13 protein-coding genes are annotated in these 9967 nt (G+C 71.2%); 7 read left to right on the plus strand and 6 right to left on the minus strand.

Annotated elements, in window-relative coordinates:
- Nucleotides 1–63: 63 nt before the first annotated feature.
- The 3 genes from E1284_RS04660 to E1284_RS04670 all read left to right on the plus strand — a co-directional run bounded on the left by E1284_RS04660 (nt 64) and on the right by E1284_RS04670 (nt 2228).
- A complete protein-coding gene (locus tag E1284_RS04660) occupies nt 64–918 on the plus strand; it encodes a helix-turn-helix domain-containing protein (protein WP_131937403.1) in 855 nt (284 codons plus the stop codon).
- Nucleotides 915–1130, plus strand: a complete 216-nt coding sequence (locus E1284_RS04665) for a DUF397 domain-containing protein (protein WP_131937405.1) — start codon at nt 915–917, stop codon at nt 1128–1130. The genes E1284_RS04660 and E1284_RS04665 overlap by 4 nt, the downstream gene beginning before the upstream one ends.
- A gap of 180 nt (nt 1131–1310) precedes the next feature.
- Entirely contained in the window at nt 1311–2228 is a 918-nt protein-coding gene (locus E1284_RS04670; RefSeq protein ID WP_131937407.1) for an NADP-dependent oxidoreductase, read from the plus strand.
- 16 nt (nt 2229–2244) lie between these two features.
- Here E1284_RS04670 and E1284_RS04675 read toward each other — a convergent pair whose 3' ends face one another.
- Nucleotides 2245–2748, minus strand: a complete 504-nt coding sequence (locus E1284_RS04675) for a nuclear transport factor 2 family protein (RefSeq protein WP_131937409.1) — start codon at nt 2746–2748, stop codon at nt 2245–2247.
- Between the two features lie 218 nt (nt 2749–2966).
- A complete protein-coding gene (locus tag E1284_RS04680) occupies nt 2967–3482 on the minus strand; it encodes a TetR/AcrR family transcriptional regulator (protein ID WP_131937411.1) in 516 nt (171 codons plus the stop codon).
- A gap of 3 nt (nt 3483–3485) precedes the next feature.
- On the opposite strand from E1284_RS04680, the gene E1284_RS04685 reads away from it, so the two are divergent.
- From E1284_RS04685 to E1284_RS04695, 3 genes are all read left to right on the plus strand, one after another.
- Complete coding sequence (locus E1284_RS04685) at nt 3486–3746, plus strand: nuclear transport factor 2 family protein (RefSeq protein WP_243714252.1); 261 nt, start codon at nt 3486–3488, stop codon at nt 3744–3746.
- A gap of 87 nt (nt 3747–3833) precedes the next feature.
- A complete protein-coding gene (locus tag E1284_RS04690) occupies nt 3834–4244 on the plus strand; it encodes a VOC family protein (RefSeq protein ID WP_131937415.1) in 411 nt (136 codons plus the stop codon).
- Nucleotides 4245–4248: 4 nt separating this feature from the next.
- Nucleotides 4249–4713, plus strand: a complete 465-nt coding sequence (locus E1284_RS04695; RefSeq protein ID WP_131937417.1) for a nitroreductase family deazaflavin-dependent oxidoreductase — start codon at nt 4249–4251, stop codon at nt 4711–4713.
- Nucleotides 4714–4723: 10 nt separating this feature from the next.
- Here E1284_RS04695 and E1284_RS04700 read toward each other — a convergent pair whose 3' ends face one another.
- The 4 genes from E1284_RS04700 to E1284_RS41195 all read right to left on the minus strand — a co-directional run bounded on the left by E1284_RS04700 (nt 4724) and on the right by E1284_RS41195 (nt 8178).
- The gene (locus E1284_RS04700) at nt 4724–4870 is read right to left on the minus strand and encodes a hypothetical protein (RefSeq protein WP_207923562.1); all 147 of its coding nucleotides are present in this window, start codon (nt 4868–4870) and stop codon (nt 4724–4726) included.
- A gap of 100 nt (nt 4871–4970) precedes the next feature.
- Nucleotides 4971–5927: a polyprenyl synthetase family protein gene (locus tag E1284_RS04705; RefSeq protein WP_207923563.1), complete on the minus strand. Its 957-nt coding sequence runs from the start codon at nt 5925–5927 to the stop codon at nt 4971–4973.
- On the minus strand, nt 5924–7537 hold the full coding sequence (locus E1284_RS04710) for a chymotrypsin family serine protease (protein WP_131937419.1): 1614 nt from the start codon (nt 7535–7537) through the stop codon (nt 5924–5926). The genes E1284_RS04705 and E1284_RS04710 overlap by 4 nt, the downstream gene beginning before the upstream one ends.
- A 32-nt stretch (nt 7538–7569) precedes the next feature.
- Nucleotides 7570–8178 carry a hypothetical protein gene (locus E1284_RS41195; protein WP_165965121.1) on the minus strand — a complete coding sequence of 203 codons (609 nt, stop codon included), beginning with the start codon at nt 8176–8178 and terminating at the stop codon, nt 7570–7572.
- A 291-nt stretch (nt 8179–8469) separates the two neighbouring features.
- Here E1284_RS41195 and E1284_RS04715 point away from each other — a divergent pair, with 291 nt between their 5' ends.
- A complete protein-coding gene (locus tag E1284_RS04715; RefSeq protein WP_165965122.1) occupies nt 8470–9963 on the plus strand; it encodes a PKD domain-containing protein in 1494 nt (497 codons plus the stop codon).
- Nucleotides 9964–9967 lie beyond the last annotated feature (4 nt).

The following is a 9967-nucleotide window of genomic DNA, read 5'->3' on the forward strand; positions in this document are numbered from 1 at the left end:
CCGGGTGTATCGAAGTTCGCGGATTCTGACCCGCTTCATCACACACGGTGACACGATGTGTGCATGACGTCAGACGACCGGTCGTCGTATCGGCGCCGCAAGATCGGCCAGGCGCTCCGCCGGTACCGCGAAGAACGCAACCTGACGCAGGACGCGGCGGCCCGCCTGGTCGAGCGCTCACCGGCCACCCTCAGCGCCTACGAGAACGGCCACCGCGCCGTCCGCCCCCGCGACCTCCGCCAGATCCTCGACCACTACGGCATCACCGACGCCCGCGAACGCGCCCGCCTCCTCGACCTCGCCGCCCAGGGCCGCAAGGACGGCTGGTGGCTGGACTACCAGGAGCGGACGGACCCGTTCATCGTCGACTACGCCTCCCTGGAAGGGAGCGCCTCGGGCATCCGGGAGTTCGAGCCCCACGTGGTGCCCGGCCTGCTGCAGACGGAGGCGTACACCAGGGCCGTCTTCTCGGCATACGACTCCGTCCGGCTGGATCCGAGAAAGGACGGCGCAGTCGGCTTCCGCATGGCCAGACAGCGAATCCTTGTTGAGGACCCGCCCCGTCTGACGTGGATCATCACAGAGGCGGCCCTGCGCGCGCCGGTCGGTGGCGCATGCGTCATGAAGGAGCAGCTCCGAAAGATACTGGCCGTTACGGTGGCGCCGCATTTGAGTTTGCAGGTGCTGCCACTCGCGGTCGGCGAGCATCCCGGACTGGACGGTGCCTTCTCGATCCTCGATATCGGTTTTGATGAGCCAATGAGGGTCGTCGCTGTTCACAGCCTTGTACGCAGTTGGTTCATTGACGAGTCGGCGAGCGTTGCCCACTACGGGCGCGTGTACGAAGCGCTCTCCTCTCTCGCGCTCACCAAAGCCGAATCGCGGGCTCTCATCGAAGAGATAGTGTCTGCACTATGAGCGATCGAGGCTTCGGTTCCGTGCACTGGCGCAAGAGCAGTTACAGCACCGAACACGGAACCAACTGTGTGGAGGTTGCCGCACTGGGGACATCAGGGAGCGTAGGTGCCCGCGATTCCAAGAACCCGTCGGGCCCGGTGCTGAGCTTCACACCGGCGTCGTGGGACGCCTTTCTCGGCGAGATCAAGCGCGGCGCGTTCGACCTCGCCTGACGCGGCGGGCCGTCGGCCGCGCCGCCGGTTCCGGAAGGTCCTTGCGTGGTGTGTCACCAGCGACGATGTGTCTTCACGTCCGAACGGATCAGTGAAACATGTCGAGTTCCGCTGGAGCGGGGAACACACAGTCGCAGACCTGCGCGTAGGGGCAGCGGGCACGAGGTTACGGGGGCGGAAATGAAGGCGGTCGTCGCGACGGATCAGGCCGCGGAGGCGGCCGGGATCGAGCTGGCGGAGCGGCCGGAGCCGACGCCGGCGATCAATGACGTCGTCGTCGAGGTCCATGCGTCGGGTTTCGTCCCGGCGGAGTGGGAGTGGCCTTCGACGTGGGTGGATCGCTCCGGTCACGATCGAGTGCCGGCGATCATCGGCCACGAGTTCGCCGGAGTGGTCACCTCCCTCGGCTACGGCACGACGGGACTCTCGCCGGGCCAGCGGGTGTTCGGCATCACGGACTGGCACCGCGATGGAACCCTCGCCGAGTACGCGGCCGTGGAGGCGCGCAACCTGGCGCCGCTGCCCGGGGCCGTCGACTTCACGGTGGGTGCGAGCCTGCCGATCTCCGGCCTGACCGCATGGCAGGGCCTGTTCCAGCATGGCCGCCTCCAGGCGGGGCAGAGCGTCCTCGCGCACGGCGCCGCCGGCGCGGTCGGGTCCGTGGTGACGCAGCTCGCCCGGGAGTTCGGCGCCTACGTCATCGGTACCGGGCGGGCGGCGGACCGCCAGGCGGCGCTCGACTTCGGCGCGAACGAGTTCCTCGCCCTCGACGACGAGGACCTCGAAGACATCGGAGGGGTCGACGTCGTCTTCGATGTCATCGGCGGTGACGTCCAGAGGCGCTCGGCGGGCGTCGTCCGGCCCGGCGGGACGCTGGTGTCGGTGGTCGGGCCGGTTGAGACCCGCCCTGTCGACGGTCTCGCGGTCGACTTCGTCGTCGAGTCCGTTCCGAGTCAGCTGGTGGAGATCGTCGAACGGGTGCGGGACGGGCGCCTTCGCACGCACATCGGAACCGTCGCGACCCTCGACGACGCCGTCCCCGCGCTCAACCCGGCCCAGCGTCGCAAGGGCAAGACCGTCATTCGCGTGCGCCCCTGAGGTTTCCGGCCGCCGGTCATTCCGCCGATGCGTCCTGCGTGTGCGGGGGCGTCCGGGCGCAGGCGCCGGCGATGGCGGACGGGTCCCAGTAGAAGGGACGGCATTCCAGCATGCGCCCGTCCCGGACCTTGATCAACTGCATGATCAGTGTCTCGACCTCGCGGCCCGTCGACCGGGCGCGGAAGCGCACCCGGTTGTGCACCACGACGGTGTCGTCATCGCCCCAGTGCTCCTGCTCGAGGAACTCGATCGACTCCCACAGGTCGCTGAAGACGGCGAGGAAGCGCTCCAGGCCGTCCCGTCCCCGCCACGTCCCGGTCCCGGTGAACGGCAGGCCCGGCGCCTGGTGCAGCACCACGTCGGGGTCCACGTACACGGCGACCTGGCCGTAGTCGGCTCTGCCGTATCCGCCCGCTGCCACATACGCGGCCTCCGCCGCATAGAACTTCTCCATCACCGCCCACGCGCCATCCGCGTCCACGACGGCGTATCCCTCGTCCACCGGAGTCCCCACGGCCATCACTCCCATCTTCGGCAACGACCACAGCAACCCCGGTCCACCGCACTCGGTTGCAGAAGAGGACGTGCGAGCGCTCGTCGAACGGCCAGTGCGTTCTCCACCAAGATCCGCCGGGTGCGTTGACCTGCGGCGTGTTGTTGTTATGAGCGCGTCAAAAGCAACAACACGCCGCAGATCAACGACGCGGCGACCCCGTCGCGAGTGCAGCGGCGCAAGCCTTACCGGGGGCGCAGGCCGTCCAGCGTCAGCCGGGTGATGTGTGCCGGGCGCTTGCGGTCGGTCTCTGCGGCGGCGTGGCGGATCGCGGTAAAGGCGCCTGCGACGAGGGCCATCACATCGTCGGGGGTGGCGTCGCGGCGTGCGGCGCCGGCTGCTTGCGCGCGGGCCAGGAGGTCCGCGACGTGGTTCGTCAGGTCTGCCGCGATGTCCGGGGCGGCGGTGCGCAGGTCGAATTCGGCGGCGGCCAGTGCGCTCTTGACCGCTGCGTTCTCGGCTCCCTCCGCCACCATGCGGGACAGCAGTGTGAAGAGGGCCTCGGGGCCGTCGGTGGCGGCGAGCCTCTCCGCCTCCACGATCAGCCCCCGCGGCATGTCGATCGCGACGGCCAGGCAGAGCGCGTCCTTGGCGGGGAAGTGGCGGTGGACGGTGCCGGGGCCGACGCCCGCGCGCCGGGCGATCCCATCGAGGGAGACCCCGAGGCCGCCGACCTGCACACTCCCGGCTTCTTCAGCCATCCGTTGGGTGCCGCCGGGTTCGAGGCCGGCAAGGAGGCGTGGCGCATGCTCGTCGGCCGGTTCCCCGGCATCCGCGTGGTCGCCGAGGACATCCTGGTGGACGGCGACAAGGCCGCCGTCCGCTCGTCCGTCGCAGGAATCGGGGGCGACGCGCGGCCCATGCTGTTCGAGGTCTTCCGTATCGAGGACGGCCGGTTCGCGGAGATGCGGGGCGCCGGCGCGGGCTCTCCGGCTTCGGCCGGCCCCGAGGACGTGGTCGGCTGACACGAGGTCCGTGCCTGGGGAAAAGGTGGCCGAACCGGTCAGGAATCAAGAAGCGCCGGTCACTACGCCGCGCCTAGCGTGATGGGCATGGAACTCACGATTCACACGGCCTTTCTCCCGCACACCGATCCGGAGGCCTCGCTGGCCTTCTACCGCGACACGCTCGGCTTCGAGGTCCGCAACGACGTCGGCAAGGGCACGATGCGCTGGATCACCGTCGGCCCCGCAGGGCAGCCCGGCACGTCCATCGTGCTGACCCCGCCGGCCGCCGACCCCGGCATCACCGACGACGAGCGCCGCACCATCGCGGAGATGATGGCCAAGGGCACCTACGGCATCATCGTCCTGGCGACCCCCGACCTCGACGATGTGTTCAAGCGGCTGCAGGGCGCCGCCGAGGTCGTCCAGGAGCCGACCGAGCAGCCGTACGGCATCCGCGACTGCGCCTTCCGCGATCCGGCGGGCAACATGATCCGCGTCAACGAGTTCCGGGAGTAGCCCGATGGCACAGGACGAGCAGAAGAGCGGGCGCAGGCCCGGTACGCCGGGCGCGTTCTCGCGGTGGATGCAGCACCGGATGAACGCCCGCATGAACCGCAAGGTCCGCAAGGGGCGGGGCACGTTCATGGGCATGGACGTGCTGATCCTCAACACGGTCGGCAGCCGCAGCGGGCAGCCGCGCGAGACGCCCGTGGCGTGGTTCCCCGACAAGGACGACTCGCGGCTGATCATCGCCTCGGGCGGCGGCACCCGCAACCCGGACTGGTTCGACAACCTGATGGCCCACCCCGACCGGGCGACGATCGAGCTGCCCGGGGAGGGGGCCGTACCGGTGACGCCGCAGCGGCTCGACGGTCCCGAGCGCGAGGAGGCGTGGCAGCGGATCGCCGAGGCGCAGCCCCGCATCGCCAAGTACCAGAGCAAGTCCGAGCGGCAGTACCCGGTCATCCGCCTCACCCGCCGGTGACCGCCGGACGTCAGGGCAGGAGCGCGAGCTCGCCCGCGGTGGCCCGTGCCTCCAGTTCCGCGAGTGCCTTCGGCCCCACGGCCGGCCCGTAGCACGTCGGCCGGCCGGGGCCGGGCACCCCGGCCGCCGAGAGCCCGGCCACCGCCACGGCGGCCACGAGGCACCTGCCCGATGGCGGCCCGGGACTCCCTCACCTCCGCCCGCACCGGTGGCCGAGCAGCGCTCCCGGGCCGGTGCGGGACCCGGGAGCGTCACCGTCACAGGCGGGATTCGACCTTCGCCAGGATGGCGAGGATTCCCGTCCGCGCGTCCTCGGCGACGTCGTCCAGGGCGGCCCGTGCGCGGTCGAGGTGCTCGCGGGCGAGCTCCATCGCCTGGTCGAGGCCGCCGGACGACTGGACGAGCGCGCGCACCGCCGGAAGGTCGTCGGAGGTGAAATCCGGTGACAGCAGGAGCGCGGCCAGCGCGCCGGAGTCGTCGGCGGCGAGGGCGGCCAGCGTGGGTGCGCCGAAGAGGCCCAGCATGTGGTCGGTGCCGACGGACTTGTCGAGGTCGCCCGGGGTGAGGTCGAGGCAGTCGTCCAGCACCTGGAAGGCGATTCCGAACTCGTGGCCGAACAGCGAGAGCGCCGCGACCTCCGGTTCGGGGCGGGCGGCCTCCGCGGCGCCGAGCAGGCAGGTCATCTGGAACAGGACGCCGGTCTTGCGCTCGGTGAGCTCCAGGTAGTCCTGCAGCGCGTAGGCGGTGTCGAAGGTCCGCTCGATGTCCAGCAGCTGGCCGTGCGCGAGCTCGCTGAGCGTGCGGCTGACCAGCATGTCGACCCCCGCGCCGAGCTCGGCCGACTCGGTCCCGGCCAGCGCGAAGGCGGCCAGTCCCGCCAGGGACGCCCGCTCGGGCCCGACGAGCGTGTGCGCGGTCGGCTGCCCGCGCCGGAGCGCCGCCCGGTCGACCACGTCGTCGTGGATCAGCGACGCCAGATGGACGAGCTCCACCAGCGCGCCGAGCCTGACCATCCGGGACGGGTCCACGGGCGCGTCGCCCACGCAGGCCGCGAGCAGGCCCGAGCGCAGGCTCTTGCCCGGGTTCGCCGCCAGGGCCGCCACCGGGCCCCGCAGGGACGGGCCGAGCCCCGCGGCCAGCTCGTCGACGCGCGCCAGGACCCGGGAGGGGTAGTCCATCTCCGTGCCGGGTGCCGGGCTCTGGACGGCGGTCACGACGTCGGCTCCGGCGGCATCTGCTTGAACGGCGCGTTCATCTCGATGCCGGCGGTCGCCTCGACGGCCTCGTAGACCTGGCTGTAAAGGGCGGGATTGCTCATGTACGCCAGGACCTCCCGCCTGGTCATCCCGAGCGTGGGCACGAGCGACTCCCGGTGCAGCTTGACGGCGAGCTGCGCCTCGGGCGCCGTCAGGACACCGCTCTGCACGAGGCCGCCGATGACGACCTCGGCATCGTCGAGGTGCTCCTGGGTGACGACCTCCGCGGAATCAGGGTCGTTGAGCACGCCCTCCATGAAGTCGTGGTACTTGTCGTAGTACTGTCTCGCGTACACCACTTCGGACGATTGCGCCTGCCGGTCCTTCAACCGGTCTATCAGCGTCTCGGAGTTCACATAGGTGAGTTCGACCAGCAGCCTTCCGGCCATGGTCTGCATGAAGAAGTCGTCGCGCACCTTGTCGGCGATCGGATTGTCCTCGACCAGCGGCAGCCGGTAGTAATCGCTCAGCACCGGCAGCATCTTGCATTGCACCTGGGATTCGGGGATCACGTGCGTGTCGCCGTTGCCGCCCGCGAACACGATCGACCCGGAGTCGCCGGCCGCGATGAGGAACTCGGTGTAGATCATGTCTTTGTAGGGGATGTCCCCGATCGGCGTCCTGACGACCGCCTGCACGCCGATCGCGACGATCTCGCTGGAGCTGTAGCCGGTCGTCCGCCCGACCTTCTCGATCTTCATCCCCGGCTGGGGGTCGGTGAGCCCGGGCACCGGCCCCGCGCACGGCAGGCCGGCCTCCGACACCGCCGCCCGCCGGCCGAGCGGAAGGCGCACGTTGAGGGCCTCCAGCGTGGCGTCCATCCGGGTCAGCAGGTTGCCGCCGAAGGAGTCGCCGGCCGCGGCCATGCCGACGACCGGATGGGTGGCCGAGATGGGCGCCATGAGGTCCTTCGCGACCTCCAGGGTGTAGGCGCTCTGGTCGGTCAGCTGCGCGATCGCGCCGTCGACCCGCGTGCCCGCCGGGCTGATGGGCGCCCAGCGCTTCAGCTTCGCGATGGCGTCCGCCGACGTGCCGCCGTCGTAGGTGCCGGGCTGGACGATCGGCTCGCCGACCTTGCCCCGCCCCATGCGCGCGATCACGTGGTTGCAGGTCAGCAGGCAGATGGTGTCGTCGGTGTTGTCGATGACGAAGAGGCCGAGCGTGCCGGCCGTCGTCCCGTCGACGGGGTTGGAGATGCTGGCGCCCTGCCGCGGCGGCCGCATCCGGCCCATGATCGGGTCCGACACCCCCGCCGGCGCGAGCGGCGCCCGCGCCGGCGCGAGGGCCGTCTGCGCCCCGGCCGAGAACGGCCCGGCCTGCTCCACGTCGACCTCGTAGGTCGTGCCGTCGACCTCGACGGTGCGCGGCAGCAGGCGGCGGCGCGACACCAGGGCCTCGCGGCGCTTCTTGCCGACCAGCACGACGACCGCGGGACGTCCGGTCCACTCGCCGCCGCGGCGGCGGAAGCCGATGCCGACCCCGGTGACGTTCGGGTCGTCGCCGTAGGCGTCGTAGATCTGCTGCCTGGCGCGTTCCAGCCTGCCGTGGTCATCGGCGCAGAGTTCCATGGTCCTCCGTCGTCGGTTCCTGGTCGCGCCGGTCAGTTCCGGTGCGAGATGGGCTGCGGCTGCCGGCCGAGCCGGTGCTCCCGGCCGAGCCCCCCGAGCCAGATCTCCGCCATGGCGTCGTCGGCCGGGTCGAAGTGGGGAGACAGGGTCGCCACGCCGAGCGCGACGAACGCCCGGAGGTCCTTCTGGCCGGCGTCGTCGGCCTGTGCCGCGTGCCGTCCGATGCCCGCCAGCAGCCGCCCCTGCGGCGCGCCCAGCAGACCCAGCGCGATCAGCGCGTCCGCGCCCGCCCGTGCCCGCGCGAGGCGCGCGGGGGCGAGCCGCCGCTCGGCCGCCAGCAGGCGGGCCGGGGTGACGCGCTCCCTCCCGCGGGCGGACTCCCCGAAGCCGCGGAACTCGATCGGATAGACCGCGCCGGCCCGCGCCGCCTGCAGCAGCATCTCCCGCCGCCGGTCGAGCGGCGCCGCCGGCGGAGCCGGGGCGCCGGCGTCCGGCGTGCTCGCGGCGGCCGCCGGCGCGGACGGGACGGAACCGGACCCGCCCAGCGTCGTCCCGGCGGCGACCGCGGCCGAACCGGCGACCGCCGTCCTGCCGAGGAATTTGCGCCGGGTGACCGGGGTGGTGTGCGCAGCGGAGTCCATCTGACCACCGTTTCGTCGCCGGGCGGCCGCCCGAGTTGATCTTCAGGCGCACGCTAACCCGGAGATCGCTAAACAAGGGAATGTTGGCCGGATTCGGCCATGTGAGCCCGGAATCGGGCTTGACTTGGCGGAATTCGCCAATCGGTTCCCGGAAAGCCGGGAGTAAATGCCAACGGCGAACCCGGCCGTTGACATCAAGATCGTTTGGATGTTCCGATCATGGCGATCGGCGTCCGGAGCGATCGCACACGACGTGAGGCGAGCGCTCTTCTCCTGGCTGGGGGAATGTGCATGCGGCAGCGCGGTTTTGTCATCGCGGGAACCTGCGTCGTCGCCTTCGCGGCATCGTCGGCGGTGGCGCCGGCGGCACCGGCCGCGGCCCCCGGGCGCTGGGTCGCGATGGGCGACTCCTACCAGGCCGGCGTCGGCGCGGGCGACTACTACCCGGCGAGCGGCGACTGCAGCCGGTCGCCGTGGGCGTACGCCCCGCTGCTCGACAAGGACGGCGTGCTCGGCGGTCCCTTCTCCTTCGTCGCGTGCAGCGGCGCCACCACCGCGGACGTCGGCACCGGCAAATCGGGCGAGCCGCCCCAGTTCGACACGCTCGGCAGCGATGTCTCGCACGTGACCCTCGGCATCTCCGGCAACGACATGGGGTTCGCCGACACCGTCCAGGCGTGCATCAAGATGTCGTGGAACAAGACCTGCGAGGCCTCTCAGCAGCCCGCTCTCCAGGCCGCCTTCGACAAGCTCGACACCGGCACCACGCAGAACACCAACCCCGTGCAGGCGCTCTTCGGCGAGATCCGGGAGCGGGCACCGCAGGCGAAGATCTTCGTGCCGACGTACCCGAAGTTCTTCCCCGACGAGGGCGGGAGCGACGGCACCTCGGGCGTCCCGCTCCCCACCAAGCGGTGCCAGATGATCCGGCTCACCGACCAGCTGTGGATGAACCAGTGGGTCCAGCGCCTCGACAACTACCTCGTCACCTCGGCCACCATCGCCGGGGCCGTCCCGGTCGATCTCTACCATTCGAGCGACGGCCACGAGATCTGCCCGCCCAAAGGCCAGGAGCGGTTTCTGAACGGGATCGTCCCCAGAAATATCAATGACTCGTTCCACCCGACCAGGGCCGGTTACGCCAACACCGCCTGCATCATCAAGGAGGCGTTCCTGCGGCCCGCCGCCGCCTCGCGGATGGCCGGCGACGCGGGGGTGACCCGGCAGGCGTCGGACGTCACCGTCCAGCCCGGCCAGAAGGTCCAGGTCCCGGTCACGCTGAGGGGCGGCGGACTCGGCGCCGGGTTCGGCACGACCTGGACCGGCGGGAACGTCACGGTGCGGGTGCTGCCGCCGGCCGGCGTGCGGGCGCCCGCCGCCCGGCACCGCCGGACCGGCGGCAAGCGGGCGGTCTACGACAGCGTGTACGTGCCCGGCGCGGCGGCGGGAGGCTGGAAGGTGGAGCTGACCGGCGGTGACCGCCCGGTGAAGGTCCGCGTCACCACGACGGAACTCGCGCGGCCCGAGAGCCCGCCGGTGGCGAAGGCGGCCATGAAGCGGACCGGCCCGCGCACGGTCGTCCTGGACGCGTCCGGCTCGGCAGGCTCGGGCGGCGGCGAGGTGAAGCGCTACCTGTGGGAGTTCGGCGACGGGACGCTCGCCACGGGCGAGAGGGTCACCCACACCTACACCGAGCCCGGCACCTACGTCGCCAGCCTCGCGGTCACCGGCGACGACGGCCAGCTGGGGTTCGACGCGGCCGCGCCCGTCACGGTCGGCGAATGACCCC

Source organism: Actinomadura bangladeshensis (assembly GCF_004348335.1).
Taxonomy (GTDB): domain Bacteria; phylum Actinomycetota; class Actinomycetes; order Streptosporangiales; family Streptosporangiaceae; genus Spirillospora; species Spirillospora bangladeshensis.